Raw genomic sequence first — 18,678 nt, forward strand, 5'->3', positions numbered from 1 at the left:
CAAATAATAATATAGAGAGGTGAAGAAGATGACTATCGTTACAGGTAATATTGTGGAACTTAAAAAGCGAATTGCAACTTATATTGATGCGAATAAAGAAAGATATATAGGGATTAGTCATACCATACATGAGAACCCAGAAATCGGAAATCAGGAATTCTTTGCAGCTAAAACATTAACAGATATTTTAGTTGAGGAAGGCTTTGACGTTGAAAAAGATATAGCCGGGCACCAAACAGCGTTTATCGCAAAGAAACATGGTAGAGTTAAAGGACGGACCATTGGATTTTTAGCGGAATATGATGCGTTGCCTGGAATTGGGCATGCATGTGGCCATAATGTGATAGGCGCCACCAGTATTGCTGCTGCAATTGGTCTAAGTAAAGTAATTGATGAAATTGGTGGGAATTTAGTTGTATTAGGAACACCAGCTGAGGAAGGTGGACCTAATGGCAGTGCGAAAGGAAGTTTTGTAAAGGCAGGGCTTGTTGACCAGCTTGATGCTGCAATTATCGTACATCCAGGTGCCGAAACTAGTCTAACGTCACCAAGCTTAGCTGTAGATCCATTAGATTTCGAATTTCTTGGGAAGCCAGCTCATGCATCAGCGCATCCAGAAGAAGGAATAAATGCATTGGATGGTGTGATCCAATTGTTTAACGGGATAAATGCTTTACGTCAGCATGTACCAAGTGATGTACGTATTCATGGAATTATTACAGATGGTGGTCATGCTCCTAATGTGGTTCCTGAATATGCAAAGGCACGATTTTTCATCCGAGCAGCATCGAGAAATACATTAAATGAAGTAACTGATCGGGTTAAGTCGATTGCTGAAGGAGTGGCTTTAGCAACTGGTTCACAGCTGAAGGTTACCCCATTTCAAAATGAGGTCGATAATTTTATTATAAATCGTAGTTTTGATGACGTTTTTAAAGAAGTCGTCGAAGAATTAGGGGAGACAGTTAACACAGAAGAAAGAAAAACGTTGGGATCAACAGATACAGGAAATATTAGTCAGGTTGTTCCAACAATCCATCCGCATATTAAAATTGGTTCTAGTGACTTAGTTGGTCATACCGTAGCCTTTCGTGAAGCTGCTAAATCAAAGCAGGCTGATGAGGCTCTCATTGTTGCAGCCAAGGCATCCGCATTTACTGCTTTAAAGCTTATTACCGATAAAGCAGTCTATGCACGTATTTATGAAGAATATGTTGAAAGAACTCAAGCATAATAGGGATAATGGGAATATGGGGGAATGAAGATAACATTCTCATTTCCTCCATAATTTTTAACGATTCAACTAGCCTTTTTGGATCCAGAGTGTTCGGTTATCCGCATACAGTAATTTCTCTATTGAATTGAACTTTCACTTTGTTTATAGAGGTTTTTAGTGATAAGCATGTATGAAGTGAATTCAAATATACACATCTATAAATGACGGAAATTTCCGAAATGGATTATTGTCATTGACAAGCTTATTTATGCATGGTATATTATATTTTGTTGTCACGGAGGTATACCCAAGTCTGGCTGAAGGGATCGGTCTTGAAAACCGACAGGGGTGTAACAGCCCGCGGGGGTTCGAATCCCTCTACCTCCTCCATTTATAAAATAGCGCATAAAATTTTGGAGATAAAAAAACCGTTACCATGTAGCGGTTTTTTTCGCTGTATATGGAAACGGAATTGTTGAAGTTTGCTTATTTCGTTTCTTTTATAAATGATTCGAGAAGTTTACGAGGAAGTGCAAAGCTTTCATTAGCTATTTTTAATAATTGTAAATCGTTGTCTTCACCTTCCTGTGCTTTTATATGGTTCACTTCATTATGTAATTGTTCCATTCGTAAATCGAGGTCTGATGCTACTTTCGCAGCATCTGTTAATTCTTTTGATAAATGATCAGGAATTACTTTATTATACTTATAGTAAATCTTATGCTCAAGACTTGCCCAAAAATCCATAGCAACGGTACGAATTTGAATTTCTACATATACATGTTCTTCACGATCTGACATAAACACAGGTATCGAAAGAATAAGGTGGAGACTTTGATAACCGGTGGATTTAGGGTGTTTTATATAATCTTTACAGGAAATCACGGTTATGTCCTTTTGCTGCTGAATCATTTCGCTAACGCGATAAATATCAGAAATAAACGAACAAACAATACGAATACCTACAATGTCATGGATATTTTCTCTAATGGATTCAAGTGAAATATCTAGATTTTTTCGGTACATTTTTTTTAGAATACTTTCTGGAGATTTTATCCTTGATTTAATATGCTCAATCGGATTATAGTCATGGAAATGCTGAAATTCCTCCTGAAGGATCTGAAGCTTTGTGTTAATTTCATCAAGACCAAATTTATAGGTCATCATAAAACGTGTCATTTGATCGCGAATTTGTTTAAGCTGCTGAATTTGATTTATTGAATTAGCCATGTTAGCCCTTCTTTCCTTGATGATTATTTTTAGTTTAGCTTAATTTAACCTAAATTACACGTTTTCTTGACATTTGAAGCATTTCAGCATATAGTACATATCTAACCAAATAATATTTTAAAAAGGCAGTGATTGGACCAGTAATGCAGCGGGCGTACGAAAGAGAAAGGGATCCATCGGCTGAAAGATCCCAGACGTAAACGACTTGTATGAACCTATCCAGGAGCCGTTAGAATAAAAACTGACCGCAGATGAAGACTGTGTTAACAATAAAAGCTGGGCATAGGTTAGCTATGTCAATTTAGGTGGTACCGCGGAAATGCTCTTTTCGTCCTTATTTGAAGGATGAAAGGAGCTTTTCTTTTTGGAAAAACAAATAAGTAGTAAGTATCTAACGGAACGTATTGAATTTAATCTAGGAGGTAATTGGAAATGGATAAAAAAATCGCATTCATCGGAGCAGGATCAATGGCTGAAGCAATTATATCAGGAATGGTTCGGGCAGAGATCGTAGATAATAATCATATTTCAGTAACCAATCGAAGTAATCAGGAGCGAATTTCTCGACTAGAGAAAAGGTATCAAATTAATAGCGTAATGGATAAAGAAAAGATAACAACAGATACAGACATAATTATTTTGGCTACCAAACCATACGATATAGAGCAAGCCATCGATTCTATCAAGGACTATATTACAGCGAATCAATTAATTATATCTGTAACAGCAGGTATTTCTACTACAGCTATAAAACAATTTATCGGTATAAACGTACCAGTTATTCGAGCAATGCCAAACACTTCAGCATCTATTGGTGAATCTGCAACTGCTATCTCTGCTGGAAAAGGTGTAAGTAAGGATCATGTTCAGGAAGCAGTTACGCTATTTAATACGATTGGAACAACGGTAGTAGTTGATGAGGAAGATATGCATATGGTAACAGCAATTTCTGGAAGCGGCCCGGCGTATATTTATTATTTGGTAGAAGCAATGGAAAAAGCAGCCGTTGATTCTGGGTTGCATAAGGATACGGCAAAGGCTTTAATTGCCCAAACAATTCTTGGGGCTGGTGAAATGCTTAGCCAATCTGAAGATACAGCTGATGTATTACGAAAAAAAATTACGAGCCCAGCAGGAACAACGCAAGCGGGTCTAGAATCTTTAAAGAAGAATGGATTTCAACAAATAATCATCGAGTGTGTGCAAGCAGCACGGGATCGATCCATAGCGTTAGGGAAGGAATAATAAGGAGGTACAGCAATGCCGAGTTGTGCTCATTGCGATAAGAACTGGAACTATATGGATACATTAAAGCGTTCCTTTCGAATGAAAATGAAGTGCCCGTATTGTGAAGAAGCGAATTACCTATCAGCGAACAGCAGAAAGAAAAGTAGTATGACATCTCTAATCTTATTACCCTTGATTTTAATAGGTAATATCTATTAAAATCTTCTATACCTTATGTGATTTTAATTGGACTGCTTTTATTGATTAGTATCGTGACGACAACACCGTTTATGATTGGCTTAAGCAAAGAAGAGGAACCATTGTGGTAAGGGTAAGCTTGATCAGGAAGTTTATATAGATAGAAACTTCAAATTATGTTTAGAAGATAAAAATAAATAACAACGAACGATAATTAGTTAAAAGAAATTAATTATCGTTCGTTCTTTGATCAGAATCATTCGTTTAGCACCTGAAATCAGCGAGACTCCGGCGGGAACAGCACGAGTCCGAAGATCCACGTGGTAACGTGTTTTTCTTTACCAAGTTAGCTGAGGCCGTGCCCGCAGAAAGAGCGTATATTTTCACGGTGCGGCGATGATACTCCTATTAATAACATGATTATTCGTAGTTTGAGAAAAAGAAGTTATGTTTTGTACCAACTCTTTTTAATTCCTATTTCATTAACTCTCTCGATTTCCATCTTCTAGATTGCTGAATAAAATGTCCAATCTTCTCTAGAATAGGTTCAATAGAATTTTCCTGCTTCATCAAATCATAATCAGATATATTAATCCTTAGGATTGGACATGCATTGAAGTTATTAATCCATTCTTCATAACGCTTGTACATTTCCTCCCAATAGGAAATTGGTGTACTTTTCTCCATTTCACGCCCACGTTCTTGAATACGTGCTAGCACTTCATCAAAGGATCCCTCCAAATAAATGAGTAAGTCAGGATGCGGGAAGTATGGTGTCATGACCATTGCTTCAAATAGGTTTGTATATGTTTCATAATCCGTTTTTGACATCGTTCCATTATCATAATGCATTTTTGCGAAAATTCCTGTATCCTCATATATGGAACGATCCTGGATGAATCCACCACCGTATTCAAAGATCTTTTTTTGTTCTTTAAAGCGTTCTGCTAAGAAGTAAATTTGTAAATGAAAGCTCCAGCGTTCAAAATCAGCATAGAACTTCTCAAGATAAGGGTTTGTATCTACTTTCTCCAGCGATGTTTTAAATTTAAGTGCTTTTGCTAATGCGTTTGTCATTGTTGACTTCCCTACCCCGACAGTACCAGCAATGGTAATAATACTGTCATTTGGAATAAGATATTTTTCTCTTAAATGCATGATTGTGTTCCCCTTTAACCTTTTCTCGCCTCTTCAGCGACTTTTTTAAGCTGTACATTGACCTGATTAATGATACTGTCTAGATCATTTTGATAGCGGACAAAATCCATCTCGTCTCCATTAATACGGATAACGGGAATAGTTGGATGCATGAGCTCGAATTCATTCATGTAATCCTCATAATCCTGAGACAGCTGTGCAAGATAAGATGGCTTAATGTTTTGTTCTATCTCTCTTCCGCGTTGATGAATTCTTTGCAAAATGGTATCCAAGCTTGCATGCAAATAAATCATCATATTTGGAACGGGCATATCTTTTGTTAAAATATGATAAATCTGTTCGTACTTCTCAAATTTATCAATTGGGAGTGTCCGTCTTGCAAATATCATGTTTTTCGATATATGATAATCAGCTACTACTGATTTATTTTTGCTTAAAAATTTTGTATCAATGTCCTCTAATTGTTTAAATCGATTGCATAAAAAGAACATTTCTGTTTGAAAACTCCATTCCTCAATATCATCATAAAATTTTCCGAGAAATGGATTTTCCTCCACAATTTCCTTTAATAAGTGAAAATCAAAATGTGAGGAAATTTTTTTGGCAAGCGATGTCTTTCCAATACCAATTGGTCCTTCAATTGCAATAAAAGGAACTCCTGCCATAGCTTCATCCTCCAATCCATAACTACCTAAAACAGATGTATTATATTTTATCATACAAGTTAAAGCAGTACCATGTATAATTTCGTATAGTACTTTTCAAGGTCGTTGTAATTTTGTATAATGGATAGTGCTGGATTAGAAAATCCAATTCTATATCAAGCATGAATTGGAAGAATTTTATTGATAATTTCATTGTTATCTAGTTTTCTTACTCATGCAATCATGCCCCCGTAGCTCAGGGGATAGAGCATCGGTTTCCTAAACCGTGTGTCGCAGGTTCGAATCCTGCCGGGGGCGTAGCTTTATGGGCTTTCATTTTTGAAATTGCTCATACCACTTATTAAATTAGAACTACTGTTCTCGCCACTTTATGAGGGGTATTTTTTACCTTGAAACAGAACAATAATAATTGTAGCAAAAAATAAGCCCCGTCCTTAGTTGGATGGGGTACTTATTTTTCCATAATTTCAACCTTAACAGCATGTCCACTAGGGGGGGGAACTTTCCAATATTCTATCAAATCATACTCGTATTGGTTGGCCTACTTCTATCTCATCTAAATTAATATCTACATCTGATAAATTAACAGATATTGCATTTGGATAGCTTATTCCCAATTTACTCTCTTCATATTTTTCCAACAATTCCTCTTCCCAAGTAGGTGCAAATAAAAAAGTAGTTTCGTATTTTTGTATTACATAACCTTCTTTTCCTCCATTCCTAGGTGGATCTTTTTGGCGAGACATCTTGATTTAGGTCTTTTTGTTGATTTCCATTGTTAGTACAACCTACAATAAAAATGAATAATATGATCAAATAACTAAGAGACATGCTTTTTCTTAACAAACTTCATAACCTCCAAAATATTGTTTTATACATAAAGATTTATGATGTGTAATTAAGAACCTATTTGATATGAGGTTCTTTTCTTTATCTATAGAGTTGATACTAAGGTGCTATTGTGAGTACAAAAGTTATCAACTCATCGTCAGCTTTAGGTCCACCATTTGTATCAATTTTATAATAAACCATATTTTGATCCCAATTGTAAACTGAACCACACATTACCCATTGAGAAATCTGATTATCCTCACTCATTAAATCTCCTGAATATCCATAGATACTTAGAGTTTCAGAATCTAGATTACGTTGGTCTGTCATGCTAAGTGTCCCAGTGACCTCGCCTACATGAAAATCACCTATAGGTTGTACTTTTATTACTGCATAGTCATATTCTATATCGTAATTTTCTGACCAACCTCTTGCGGTGTATATTCAATTAATCCAGATTCGCCACGACTGAGCCACTTAAAGATGCTACTACCTTACAAAACCGTAAGACTATATATGGCTTCTTTGTGGTAAAGTGGTTTAGGAACTTTAAAAAAAGGGTGATTTATATGAAGCCAAATAATATTTTGTCCTCGCTCAGCTATTTTAGTATCTTTTTTGCCCCATTTCTTTTTCCTATTATTGTTTATTTTGTTGCCGATAAAAGTGTAAAGCACCATGCAATAAAAGCATTGTGGGCACATCTTGTTCCATTTATAACGATTGTTTGCATTATTGTAATTGCTGTAACACTAGGAATCAGTCAATTAAGTCAAACCGTTAATGGCGGTATTTTAATAGGTGTAGCTATTCTCGCTGTTATTGTAAATGTGTATTTTTTCATTTGGAATCTTGTGAGAGGGATCAAAGTGCTAAATGAAAATTAATATAAATGAAAAGCTCTTATCATTTAATAGCTATTTTGGTTTTCTAGATTACAAACTGGAATTTTAAAGAAATGAGGAAGAGACAAAATAAATTGAGATAAAAAAACTCCGAGCCATAATCCGAGTATACAAAGTGATACCCGGACAGTGGTTTAGAGTTTTATTTTTATCTTTCAATTTTTTGAAATAGTGATGATAACTATTAAAAGAGGGGGAGTTAATCCCCTATGGAAACAGATCGAGTCCGAAGATCCACGCAGTTAAGCAAATTTTGGTTAGCCGCATTAACTGAGACCGTGCTAGTGTAAAGCGTCTATCTCAGAATGAGAAGAAAGAATAAAATGTTATTCGGCTTTAGCTACACCTAGTTTAGTTATGCCTCAACCAATTGCGCTTATAATTATGTTGATGAGTAAAATAATTTCCACTGCATATCAACGATTATTTTTTCTTGCTTGACTGACGATGAGGTCAACTACTTCCTGATATTGTTGCTCTTTTTTAGGTAGAGAAGATGCAATCGTGTGTAATTGACGAACTGCTCCCTCACAAACACTCCACCTGATTGGTGTGTGTTGTTCGCATTCTTCTAAAATAAAATCAATTAATTCCTTTTCTTCCCTCGTGTTTATGTCATGATTAATCTGATCGAGGAGATTCCTGATCTTCCAGACAATCGATTCTTCCGTCTCATTCCAATTCCCAAAGTTAAAAGGAAAAAGAATTTGTTTAGCTTGTTTTGTAATCTCTATATTCTTCTCTAATCGAAGAATATTATAGTCAAGAATAGACGAACTATTGGTGTTTAGGTTCATTTGGTTAGAATATCGCATCTGATAACCTAATCCACCAGTAAAATGAGTAGCTATGTCCATAGCATTTGCCTCAATTTCCATCCCATAGACATCAATTAAACGTTTGGCTAACCAGTTTAATTCATTATAATGATTCTCATGCATATATTGGCTCAACTTTTCATCATTTTCAGCTAACGCAATATTATAGAGATCTAGAATATTTTCAGAGCTGTAAAGGGCGTGTTTTACACGAAGCTGTGAATAAAGCGTTTGTTTACTATGTATATTGCCTTCTATTAATAATTGCTTTTGTTGCTCTTCCACCTTTGCATCGACTTCTTGAATAATTGAAAGAATTAATTGGGATTTAGAGGAAAAATGATTATAGAAGGTCCCTTTGGAAACTCCTGAATGCTTGAGAATATCTTGAACAGAGGTATAGTGGAAACCTTTGGTCTGAAATAACAACTTTGCAGCATCAACAATCTGTTTTTCTTTTGCCATGTATTTTCTTCTCCTAAAAAATATATTGACATTTTTATTATAGCACCTATACTATATAAATGGAATTATACTTAAGTATAAAAAAATAAACTAAAGTAAAAAGGTGTGAATAATAATGAAAGAATCTAATTCTCCGCCAGTAGACATTAATGGGAAACCGTTTAATAGAGCTGGCTTTGTTGTTGTTTTATTAATGGGAGCATTTCTAACTATTTTAAATCAAACGTTATTAGTTACAGCAATTCCTAAAATAATAGAGGATTTACATGTTTCTGCTTATGATGCACAATGGTTAATCACTTCATTTATGCTCATAAATGGAATTTTAATCCCTGCTTCTGCTTATTTATTACATCAAATAGAAAGTAGAAAACTATATTTGATTGCAATGGGAAGCTTCATATTGGGGACAATAATTTGTGCGCTAAGCACCACGTTTTCCCATTTATTGCTTGGACGGATCATCCAAGCGATTGGATCAGGTGTAATGATTCCATTAGTGCAAACATTGATGTTTTTAGTTTTCCCAGCCAATCGTCGAGGAGAGGCAATGGGGCTCGTTGGTATTGTTATCGCCTTCTCACCGGCAATTGGTCCAACTTTAGCTGGGTGGATTGTTGACGTTTATCATTGGCGGTATCTATTTTATTTTGTTTTACCATTGGCTGTTATCAATCTATTTTTAGCATTTTATTTACTTAAAAATGTAATTCCCCTAACAAAACCGAAGTTGGATATTCTATCATTCGTATTAAGCTGTATTGGTTTAGGATCATTGTTATATGGTATTAGCCTTGCTGGAGATACAGGGTGGAGTAATTCAATTGTATGGATTACTTGCGTGATAGGGATAGTAATCTTATTAATGTTCTCTTTAAGACAACTTAGATTAAAAGAGCCCTTGTTGGAACTACGTGTATTTAAAAGCAGAACCTTTGCTGTAACAACGGTTATTGTCTCTATTATTTTTATGACAATGATCGGATCTGAAATTCTACTTCCAATTTTTACACAAAAAATACTTGGCTATTCTGCACTTCAATCAGGTTTAATCCTGCTTCCTGGTGCTATTGTTTTAGGGATCATTTCTCCCATATCGGGAAAGATATTTGATAGGTATGGTATTCGTACGTTAACTATTGTTGGAATGACTATTCTCCTCATTGGTACATTCCCATTCATGTTTCTAACGAATGAGACAACCATATGGTGGCTAATCTTTTTTTATATGTTAAGAATGGTGGGAATGGGACTAACGATGATGCCACTTGCAACTGCTGGAATTAATGCGCTACCTCAGAAATTAGTTAGCCATGGTACAGCAGCAAATAATACTGTACGCCAAGTATTTGCTTCACTTGGTGCAGCTATTATGGTAGGCGTGATGACGATATCGGTTCGTAATTTCTCTACGAGTCAACATGTCTTGACGGAAGCCGGTTCATATTCTAAAGCTATGGTAAAAGGGATAAATAATGGATTTATGGCTGCTTTTGTACTTGTTATTTTTGCATTCATAATCTGCTTTCTAATTAAGGATAACCGAAAAGGTAGATAGGAAAATATTTAGAGGATTTTTTTTGGAAAGTATTTTAAGCAGTTGTTTTGATAAAGTAAATAAATCGGAGCATACTATAATTGAATTTAATAGTGGGGGGTTAGATTATGAACGCAAAAGAGCTAAGAGAAAAAATAAATGATTACTGCGAAGCATATGATAGTTTGTATGGCAATCTAGTTAAGCCTATAAACGAAATGCTTATGAATATTGATGCCGATATATCAGAAAAAACAGCTAATCAAATTTTGGAAAACCTTAAATTATTTCACGAGGGAGATAAATATATAGCAGATTGCCATTTAGATGAGAGCAATAATTTTATCGAAGATGGTATCGAAGCATTAAAAAAAGGGAACTTGGCTGATGGAGCTTTACAAATTTTTGGGGCAGGATTAAATTTTGCGAGCTTTTCATCGAAAGCCGTTACACATAAAAATATAAACCCTCATGGCATGATCAATGAACGATTTAAATTAATAAAAAACTCACTAGATTAATATACTTCATTTATGTAATTTTTTTAGCTACAGCACTGATAAAGGCGTAAACGTTTTAAACAGTGAAAAAGAATTACACGAAGGCTACATCGTGTTTCTATAATAAAAACAGCACTGAAGGGTATTCGTAAGTTTTTGTTAATTCAAAGGAAAGTGAGCTTTCCTAACAGACTGCTCACTTTCCTACATCACTCGCATATTCCAGTGTTATTTTGGTAATGTAAATGTAGCTTTCTTTCCTTTTGATATATCATTTGCCTCTTGGTCTTTCATTGGTCCGATTTCAACCTCGAATGATTTATCTTTCCAGATTTTCTCGTATTGTTCTTGGTCTAACGTATAGATTTGGAGTAATTCACCAGCGCTACCTGATTCAATCATATCATCGTATTTATAGTTAAGTAACATGCCTTCATTTAGCATATATTGAGAGCCGTCATTTACCGTTAACTTCGACATAATGGAGCTATGTGCAACCTCAGAATCGCTTTTATTGTCAATGTTAAATTTCACGGTTAATAAGACGATTCCATTAGAAAATGCCTCAAAGCGTGGTGCTTCTTCTTTATTTGGTTTAAATTCTGTAAACTGATAACCATCTAGTGTAACCGTAATATCACCTAATTTTTCACTTTCCCCAATTCCGTCTTTTTGACTTAGCATTTTTTTATCGCCCATATTCCCTGCAGTTGCTTTGTCTTGGTAAAATGCTTTATTATCTTCTACTTTTTCTGCTCCTTCTTTATTTAGACTAAAGGTAAACGTACCTTTTTTGCCAAAGGTAGAAGAGAAATCATCTTTTTTAGCTTGTGGTGCAGGGACTTCTGCTGTAGCAGTAGATTCTGCAAGCACTTGCTTCCATTGGTCTTCACCAAAAGGATAAGTATAATAACCAGTTATCGTTTCCCCTGATTTAATGACATAGTCATTAGATGGAGCCAACTTTGTAGGAAGCTGTTCTTCTTCAGGTAATAAATCTCGGTAATTATTGAAAGATTTCTGTGCTCCTGTATAAGATAAATAGAAGGATGGCATATAATATGCATCGTTGTCGGTATCATTTTTCACTGTGTATTTTGCAACAATGACTCCGCCATTTGTTTGATCATTGAATGGAATGGCGTAATCTGTATGGAAATCTTTAAGCTCCACAAGTGAGTAACCATCTAATGAAACAGTTACACCTTCCATTTCATGTGTTTGTGGTTCATTATTTTCATAAACCACTTCCGTAGTTCCTTCTGTTTGTTCTTCCATGTAGCTAATTAACTTGGAGAAATCATTTGAACCATCACTTTCTTGTTGTACTGTTTCTTTTGTTTCCTCCTCTGCTTTTGCTTCATTTTTTGAGTCTTCTTTTGTAGTGGCTGATTCTTTAGCATCATTTGCTTCACTATCTTTTGCTTCATTTTTATCACTGCCACATCCACTTACAATGAGGGCAGTAATAACGATTGTGATGAGTAGCATAATTATCTTTTTCGACATGAATCTGGTACCTCCATAAAATTGTAAAGTTAGTGAAATAATACTACAACTATTGTAAGTTTTATATCGGTAAAAAGTTCTATTGTTGTTTAAAATGAAATAATTAAATAATCTTAGCCCTTTATAAATTCATATATGAAATAATCGGTTGTTATTATTGATTTATCATAAGTTAAACCAATGATTTGATCAATTTAGAACAACAAAAATTGTTTGAGAAATAATAAATCATATCAGACTTATACACTATATTTTCATACAATTGAATTTACTTCGCTGTCAAATTTCCGGATATTTTAATGTCTCTTTGTGGTATAAAGTGACATTAGATGAAGTAACAGGCTAGTAGGGGTAGCCGTTATATCTTAAAGCAAACTGTTAACGTTGAAGATTAAATAGGTATCTCACTACCTTCGTAGTCAATTTCAAACCCAAGATCCTTTAGCATTTGGTGGTCCTTTGTTCCTTCCTGCCCGGCTGTGGTAAGATAATCACCAATAAAGATGGAGTTAGCTGGATATAATCCAAGTGGTTGAAGGCTTCTTAAATTAACTTCACGACCTCCGGAAACTCGAATTTCTTTTGTAGGATTAATAAAACGAAATAGACATAATACTTTTAGACAATAAAGAGGAGTTAACTCATCTGTCCCCTCTAATAATGTCCCCTCCATGGCGTGCAGAAAATTAACAGGAATAGAGTCAGCATTTAATTCTTTTAAAGCAATGGCCATTTGGATAACATCCTCTTTTGTCTCCTTCATTCCTACAATGACCCCAGAGCAAGGCGAAATCCCAATATCTTTTACTTTATTGACAGTTGCAACGCGATCCTGATAGCTGTGACTAGTTGTTATATTGTCATGATGATTTTTTGATGTATTGATATTATGGTTGTATCGATCAACACCAGCTTCCTTTAATTGTTCGGCTTGTCCTGGTTTTAGAATACCTAAACATGCGCATATTTTTAAATTATATTTTTCTTTTATTTCTTTGACTGCACTGGTTACTTGGTTTAGTTCACGGGTGGTTGGTCCTCGACCACTAGCGACAATACAATAAGTGCCAGAATGAAGTTGGTGTGCTTTTTCCGCACCTTGAACGATGGTATCCTTATGCATCATACGATATTTTTGGATTGGATTTGTCGAGTCTCTTGATTGAGCACAATAACCACAATTTTCTGGGCAAGCACCAGACTTGGTATTAATAATCGTATTTAATTTTACTTTATTGCCATAATACGTTTTTCTAATGAGATAGGCACTATGTAGCAAGTCTAGAATTTTATCATTCGGACATTCTAAAATCTGCATGGCCTCTCCCTCTGTAATTTCATATCCTTCCAATACGGCATTTGCTAGTGAATTGAAATTTAACATAGTACGCCTCCTTTAATATTTCTTATCTGTTTCTAACTAGTTTTATTCCTAATTGCTAGATTAGTTAGTTACTCGTGTTTTGATTCCTATGGGATTTGTTCGCTGAAACGTATCATATATTCTTGGTGCTACCATGGCTGCAGCGCCAATTGTCAGTAAATCTACTGGTAAGTATGCGAGCATGATTAGCCATGCCTTACTATAAGTTATACTCTCAGTAGCATCCATAAAGAATGCTAGAGAAAAATACATATAATTCGTTCCAATTAGGTAATTGAATACAAGTCCCACCAGAGAAGCAATAACAAAGGTAAGGGAAGTGGGTTTTCTTGTAAATTCAATCACTTTCCCTACCATATAGGCTGTAACAATAAACGATATAATAAAGCCAAAGGTTGGACTAAAAATAGTACCTAGTCCACCTTTCAAGCCAGCGAATACGGGAATACCGATAACCCCTACAAGGACGTATACGATCATGGAAATCGCCCCCCGACGGCTACCAAGTAGAGCACCAGATAAGAAACAAAAAAATGTTTGTAAGGTTATCGGTACACCGCCAATTTGCAAAAATGGCACCCATGTGGTTATATTTGCTCCAATCCCCATTAATGCTACAAACAAAGCTATTAAGGTCAAATCTAAGGTATGAACACGTATGTGCGTCTTCAATTAAAAGCCTCCTGTCTAAAAACCTGTAACGTAACAACACACCTGTCATTAAGGGTTTATTCCATCTAAGGCTAATAAATTAGCCACAAATTATAATTCTCTATAAGAATGTTTGAAGTGGTATGGACACTTTGGTTTGCTCAATCACGTGTTTCGGGCTATTCGAATCGAGCCAAGGTAGAATGCCAAGGACAGGAATCCCAGTTAGCTCCTCAATAATGCCAGGATTGGTTTGTTCAGCTGCCCCATGTTTGGCTTCATCTAATCCATTTAAAACAATTCCAGCTATTTCAAGCCCCATATGCTTGGCGAATTGAACAGTTAACGATGTATGATTGACGGTGCCAAGATGTATACTTGCTACAATTAACAATGGAAAGCCAATTGCTTTAGCTACATCGGCAGCAAGATAATTTTCACCGAATGGAACGGCAATTCCACCGGCACCTTCTACAATGAAGAATTCATGGGTATCTCTAATACTGTTCCAAGCGTTGACAATGGATGCTAGGGAAATCAACCGATCTTCTCTTTTGGCAGCAACATATGGTGCTAATGGCTCTTTAAATTGATAAGGTGTAATTTGCTCCAATGTATTCCTATCTCCTGAGAATCTCTTCAGAATAGCGGGATCGCTGAGGGGGTGTTCCCGTTTCTCTCCACTTAACATGGGCTTAAAAACGCCAACATCTATTCCTTGTTTGTGTAATGCACCGGCAATGCCAGCACCGATACATGTTTTACCAATACCCGTATCTGTTCCTGTAATAAATAATCCCTTTGATTTCATACTTTTGTCTCCGTTTCTTGGTTGATCTATATAGGTAGAGTAGTAGAAGTCGTTTATGTGAGATTTTATTTTTTTATGGTCTCCAATTGTGCATATTTTTCTTCTGTAATCTGTTGAATAGAGGCTTCCATAATTTTTATCATTTCCCGCAATTCCTGTCGTTTGCTAGATAGTGGCGGCATAAAAACAATCGTATCTCCCACTGGACGGGTTAGCATACCGAGCTGACGCATCTTTAAGGAAACGTCATAACCTACTCTTTTTTCGAAAGGAAAGGGTTCTTTTGTTTGCTTATTTTTCACTAGTTCTATTCCTACCATAAAACCAAGCTGTCTAATATCTCCAACATGTTCTAATTTATTGAAGCATTCTAATTCCCTGTACAGGTATTTCGAGTTTTCTTGCACACGAGTAATTACTTGTTCTTTCTTAAATAAGTCCAGATTGGCAAGAGCAACTGCGCAACCTAACTGATTTCCAGTGTACGAATGTCCATGAAACAATGTTTTCATATTTGTATAATCATCATAGAAAGACTCATATATTTGCTCTGTTGAGAGAGTAGCAGCAATTGGTAAATAGCCTCCTGTGATACCTTTTCCGATAATCATAATGTCTGGAGTTACATCTTCATGCTCACAGGCAAACATTTTCCCTGTTCGACCAAATCCGGTAGCTACTTCATCGAGAATAAGTAGAACGTTGTATTTCTTACACAATGCTTCAACACCAGCCAAGTAGCCATGAGGCATTAATCGCATTCCTCCTGCTCCTTGCATCATCGATTCGACTGTTACGGCAGCTAGCTCATCCTGATGCTGATCTAATGTACGTTCTAGTTCTAGTAAGCACTCATTTTTACATGTTTCAGGGTCTCCACTTGGATGTCTATATACATATGGAAAAGGAACAGGGATGCTATCAAATGTAAGTGGCTGGTAGACGTGATGGAAAATATCTACCGCACCAACACTTACTGCGCCAATTGTATCGCCATGATAACCGTCCTTCATCGTTACAAATTTATTTTTACCTGTAACCCCTTGGTTTCTCCAATACTGAAAGGCCATTTTAAGTGCGATTTCAACAGCTTCTGCACCACTATCGGAGTAAAAAATACGATTTAGACCATCAGGGGTAATATGTACTAATTGTTCTGCTAATTCAGTAGCTGGCTGGTTTGTCATTCCAAGTAGTGTAGAATGTGCAATTTTATCTAATTGACTACAAATAGCTTCATTTAATTCTTTTTTTTGATGACCATGTACGTTTAACCATACAGATGAAAAACCATCATAATAGGATTTTCCTTCCGTATCTTTTAGGATAACGCCTTGCCCACTTTCAATAATTAACGGATTACGATCATAATCCTTCATTTGCGTAAATGGGAGCCATAGATGTCGTTTACTTTTTTCTATTAATTCACTGTTGCTCATTGATAGACCTCCATATTACATTTTATTGTTAACCATATTTTTTAAAGGTTAACAATAATGAAATCATAAAAAAACGTCGAGGTCAATCCTTATTGATAGAATTTGTTCGATGAATAGCTTGTCTATTATTGGCGATAAAAGGGCTGTTTGCATACCTTTTTTAAAATTAAGTTGTCGTACGAATCCTATTCTTAATTTCCAATGTAATATAACCATATATATAGAAAATTTGTATATTTTAGACAAATATAGACAGGGTCTATTCATTTTGCATAAAAAATGGTAGAATGGTAAAGCAACTCAAAAAATTACAAGCTTCAATCCTTGTAAACACTGCATTTACACTACCATTCCAAATAGCCTCTATTCACCAAATCGTCTCAGACAATCGAATATACAACTAGAAAGGACGAATGCTATGAATCTAACGAAAAAAATTCTGATTGCCCTCGTACTAGGAATCATCGTAGGTATAGGTTTAACTTTTTCATCTAGCGATGTATTTTCTGCTGTTGATACGTATGTATTAAATCCTGTTGGACAAATATTTTTAAATTTAATCATGATGATTGTTGTGCCGATCGTATTTGTTTCCATTGTCCTGGGAACAGCTGGGTTAGGTGATCCTTCGAAACTAGGTAAAATCGGCATTCAAACGGTTAGCTTTTATTTAGTTACCACTGCTGTAGCTCTTGTAATTGGACTTGGTGTCGGATTTTTACTAGAGCCTGGTAAAGCTGGAACATTTAATGTAGAAAATGTTACCTATGAGGAACAAGCAGCACCACCTATTATGGATACATTAGTTCAGATAATTCCCGAAAATCCAATCGAAGCAATGTCTACTGGAAATATGCTGCAAATCATTGCTTTTGCCATATTTATAGGGGTTTCACTAGCAGTATTGGGGGAAAAAACAAGTGGGATTCGTAGTTTATTTGAACAAGCAAATGAAATCCTTATCTTCCTTGTTAACGCAGTAATGAAAACGGCTCCGTATGGTGCGTTCGCATTGATTGCCTCAGCTATTGGAGATGCTGGATTAGATGCATTAGGGTCTATGTTCATGTATATGCTAGCAGTAATTGTAGCACTTATTTTGCATGGCGCAATTACGTATAGTTTGGCAATCAAAGGCTTAGGAAAAGCGAGTCCGTTAAAATTCTATAAATCATTCTTCCCTGCAATGTCTGTAGCGTTTAGTACATCTAGTTCAAGTGCAACGTTGCCTGTCTCTATGAAGTTGGCTCAGGAGCAGTTAGGAGTAAAGAAGTCGATTAGTAGTTTTGTTCAGCCTTTGGGAGCTACGATAAACATGGATGGTACTGCAATTATGCAGGCTGTAGCTACCGTGTTTATTGCTCAAGTATATGCAGAACCACTTGGATTAAGTCAATTATTGATGGTTGTCTTAACGGCAACGTTAGCAAGTATTGGAACAGCTGGGGTACCTGGCGTAGGCTTAATTATGCTATCAATGGTTCTTAAACAAGTTGGTTTACCTGTGGATGGCATCGCGCTAATCATTGGTGTTGATCGGTTATTAGATATGCTACGTACATCACTTAATATTACTGGAGATGCAGCTTGTGCCTATATTATCTCGGAAAGTGATAAGAAAAATAGTAAACAAAAAGCACAGCAATCTGCATTATAGTAGAACTGTTTTAAGATCCATCTAGCACGAAAAATATGCTAAACTTCTGTATAGTCAAATAGTGTACAGTAATCAGGAGAAACGGCTACCTGTGGAAAGGTAGTATATACCAGTAGCATGGATGGGGAGTTGACTGATGAAGTCAGCTCCTTTTTAGCAGCCTAGGAAATGATAAAATTTGCCCATGTAGATAAAAAGGCGCGTGTTGAGCCGTCCAGCTCCAGCGCCCAGAAACGAGGCGACTTCATGAATCGCCCTATGATACGTCATCATCGGCGCGCTAGCTTACCGTAATTCCTTTTTCTCCGTTGATTCGCTCCAGTCGCTACGTTTTTAATCGTGCGCTTGCCGCTTTTGTTCTAAGTTAAGAAAGTATAAAATCAGTGCAATGACTGCGTTAAGCCAAGTAGTTATTTTGAAATGTTAGATGTCTATTGGCAATGCTTCGACTAATTACTTCGCTTTCCGCGGGCGCGA

General features: G+C 36.0%; 18 protein-coding genes and 2 tRNA genes. 9 read left to right on the forward strand and 11 right to left on the reverse strand.

Annotated elements, in window-relative coordinates:
* Positions 1–28 precede the first annotated feature (28 nt).
* Both JUJ52_RS09210 and JUJ52_RS09215 read left to right on the forward strand, forming a co-directional pair.
* The gene (locus JUJ52_RS09210; protein ID WP_205389384.1) at positions 29–1,234 is read left to right on the forward strand and encodes a M20 family metallopeptidase; all 1,206 of its coding nucleotides are present in this window, start codon (positions 29–31) and stop codon (positions 1,232–1,234) included.
* 279 nt (positions 1,235–1,513) lie between these two features.
* A tRNA-Ser gene (locus JUJ52_RS09215) sits at positions 1,514–1,606 on the forward strand.
* Between the two features lie 96 nt (positions 1,607–1,702).
* On the opposite strand, the gene JUJ52_RS09220 is transcribed toward JUJ52_RS09215, so the two are convergent.
* The gene (locus JUJ52_RS09220) at positions 1,703–2,446 is read right to left on the reverse strand and encodes a GTP pyrophosphokinase (RefSeq protein WP_026679916.1); all 744 of its coding nucleotides are present in this window, start codon (positions 2,444–2,446) and stop codon (positions 1,703–1,705) included.
* Positions 2,447–2,878: 432 nt separating this feature from the next.
* On the opposite strand from JUJ52_RS09220, the gene proC reads away from it, so the two are divergent.
* Positions 2,879–3,691 (forward strand): pyrroline-5-carboxylate reductase, encoded by an 813-nt coding sequence (proC, locus tag JUJ52_RS09225; RefSeq protein ID WP_034678423.1) that lies wholly within the window; start codon positions 2,879–2,881, stop codon positions 3,689–3,691.
* Between the two features lie 15 nt (positions 3,692–3,706).
* The gene (locus tag JUJ52_RS23700; RefSeq protein ID WP_205389385.1) at positions 3,707–3,892 is read left to right on the forward strand and encodes a TIGR04104 family putative zinc finger protein; all 186 of its coding nucleotides are present in this window, start codon (positions 3,707–3,709) and stop codon (positions 3,890–3,892) included.
* Positions 3,893–4,345: 453 nt separating this feature from the next.
* On the opposite strand, the gene JUJ52_RS09230 is transcribed toward JUJ52_RS23700, so the two are convergent.
* Together JUJ52_RS09230 and JUJ52_RS09235 are read right to left on the reverse strand one after the other, a co-directional pair.
* Positions 4,346–5,029 carry a deoxynucleoside kinase gene (locus tag JUJ52_RS09230; protein ID WP_026679913.1) on the reverse strand — a complete coding sequence of 228 codons (684 nt, stop codon included), beginning with the start codon at positions 5,027–5,029 and terminating at the stop codon, positions 4,346–4,348.
* 14 nt (positions 5,030–5,043) lie between these two features.
* Entirely contained in the window at positions 5,044–5,694 is a 651-nt protein-coding gene (locus JUJ52_RS09235) for a deoxynucleoside kinase (protein WP_034678421.1), read from the reverse strand.
* A gap of 224 nt (positions 5,695–5,918) precedes the next feature.
* Here JUJ52_RS09235 and JUJ52_RS09240 point away from each other — a divergent pair.
* Positions 5,919–5,991 (forward strand) — tRNA-Arg (locus JUJ52_RS09240).
* A gap of 224 nt (positions 5,992–6,215) precedes the next feature.
* Here JUJ52_RS09240 and JUJ52_RS09245 read toward each other — a convergent pair.
* Both JUJ52_RS09245 and JUJ52_RS09250 read right to left on the reverse strand, forming a co-directional pair.
* Entirely contained in the window at positions 6,216–6,440 is a 225-nt protein-coding gene (locus JUJ52_RS09245) for a DUF3221 domain-containing protein (RefSeq protein ID WP_026679912.1), read from the reverse strand.
* Positions 6,441–6,642: 202 nt separating this feature from the next.
* Positions 6,643–6,855: a hypothetical protein gene (locus JUJ52_RS09250; protein WP_152525393.1), complete on the reverse strand. Its 213-nt coding sequence runs from the start codon at positions 6,853–6,855 to the stop codon at positions 6,643–6,645.
* Between the two features lie 239 nt (positions 6,856–7,094).
* Between JUJ52_RS09250 and JUJ52_RS09255 the strand changes: the two genes are divergently transcribed.
* Positions 7,095–7,412, forward strand: a complete 318-nt coding sequence (locus JUJ52_RS09255) for a magnetosome magnetite crystal formation protein family (RefSeq protein WP_026679911.1) — start codon at positions 7,095–7,097, stop codon at positions 7,410–7,412.
* A gap of 434 nt (positions 7,413–7,846) precedes the next feature.
* Here JUJ52_RS09255 and JUJ52_RS09260 read toward each other — a convergent pair whose 3' ends face one another.
* Positions 7,847–8,713 (reverse strand): TetR/AcrR family transcriptional regulator, encoded by an 867-nt coding sequence (locus JUJ52_RS09260; protein WP_205389386.1) that lies wholly within the window; start codon positions 8,711–8,713, stop codon positions 7,847–7,849.
* Between the two features lie 115 nt (positions 8,714–8,828).
* On the opposite strand from JUJ52_RS09260, the gene JUJ52_RS09265 reads away from it, so the two are divergent.
* A complete protein-coding gene (locus JUJ52_RS09265) occupies positions 8,829–10,271 on the forward strand; it encodes an MDR family MFS transporter (RefSeq protein ID WP_026679909.1) in 1,443 nt (480 codons plus the stop codon).
* A gap of 107 nt (positions 10,272–10,378) precedes the next feature.
* On the forward strand, positions 10,379–10,771 hold the full coding sequence (locus tag JUJ52_RS09270; RefSeq protein ID WP_026679908.1) for a hypothetical protein: 393 nt from the start codon (positions 10,379–10,381) through the stop codon (positions 10,769–10,771).
* 207 nt (positions 10,772–10,978) lie between these two features.
* Here JUJ52_RS09270 and JUJ52_RS09275 read toward each other — a convergent pair whose 3' ends face one another.
* The 5 genes from JUJ52_RS09275 to bioA form a co-directional block, all read right to left on the reverse strand.
* On the reverse strand, positions 10,979–12,259 hold the full coding sequence (locus JUJ52_RS09275) for a DUF5068 domain-containing protein (RefSeq protein ID WP_026679907.1): 1,281 nt from the start codon (positions 12,257–12,259) through the stop codon (positions 10,979–10,981).
* Positions 12,260–12,650: 391 nt separating this feature from the next.
* A complete protein-coding gene (bioB, locus tag JUJ52_RS09280) occupies positions 12,651–13,643 on the reverse strand; it encodes a biotin synthase BioB (RefSeq protein ID WP_121604260.1) in 993 nt (330 codons plus the stop codon).
* A gap of 60 nt (positions 13,644–13,703) precedes the next feature.
* Entirely contained in the window at positions 13,704–14,315 is a 612-nt protein-coding gene (locus tag JUJ52_RS09285; protein ID WP_034678419.1) for an ECF transporter S component, read from the reverse strand.
* A 100-nt stretch (positions 14,316–14,415) separates the two neighbouring features.
* Complete coding sequence (gene bioD, locus JUJ52_RS09290; protein WP_026679905.1) at positions 14,416–15,105, reverse strand: dethiobiotin synthase; 690 nt, start codon at positions 15,103–15,105, stop codon at positions 14,416–14,418.
* Positions 15,106–15,170: 65 nt separating this feature from the next.
* Positions 15,171–16,544, reverse strand: a complete 1,374-nt coding sequence (gene bioA / locus JUJ52_RS09295) for an adenosylmethionine--8-amino-7-oxononanoate transaminase (RefSeq protein WP_205389387.1) — start codon at positions 16,542–16,544, stop codon at positions 15,171–15,173.
* Positions 16,545–16,962: 418 nt separating this feature from the next.
* Here bioA and JUJ52_RS09300 point away from each other — a divergent pair, with 418 nt between their 5' ends.
* Entirely contained in the window at positions 16,963–18,201 is a 1,239-nt protein-coding gene (locus JUJ52_RS09300; RefSeq protein WP_026679904.1) for a dicarboxylate/amino acid:cation symporter, read from the forward strand.
* Positions 18,202–18,678 lie beyond the last annotated feature (477 nt).

Source organism: Virgibacillus sp. AGTR (assembly GCF_016919725.2).
In the GTDB taxonomy this organism is placed as follows: Bacteria; Bacillota; Bacilli; order Bacillales; family Amphibacillaceae; genus Virgibacillus; species Virgibacillus salarius.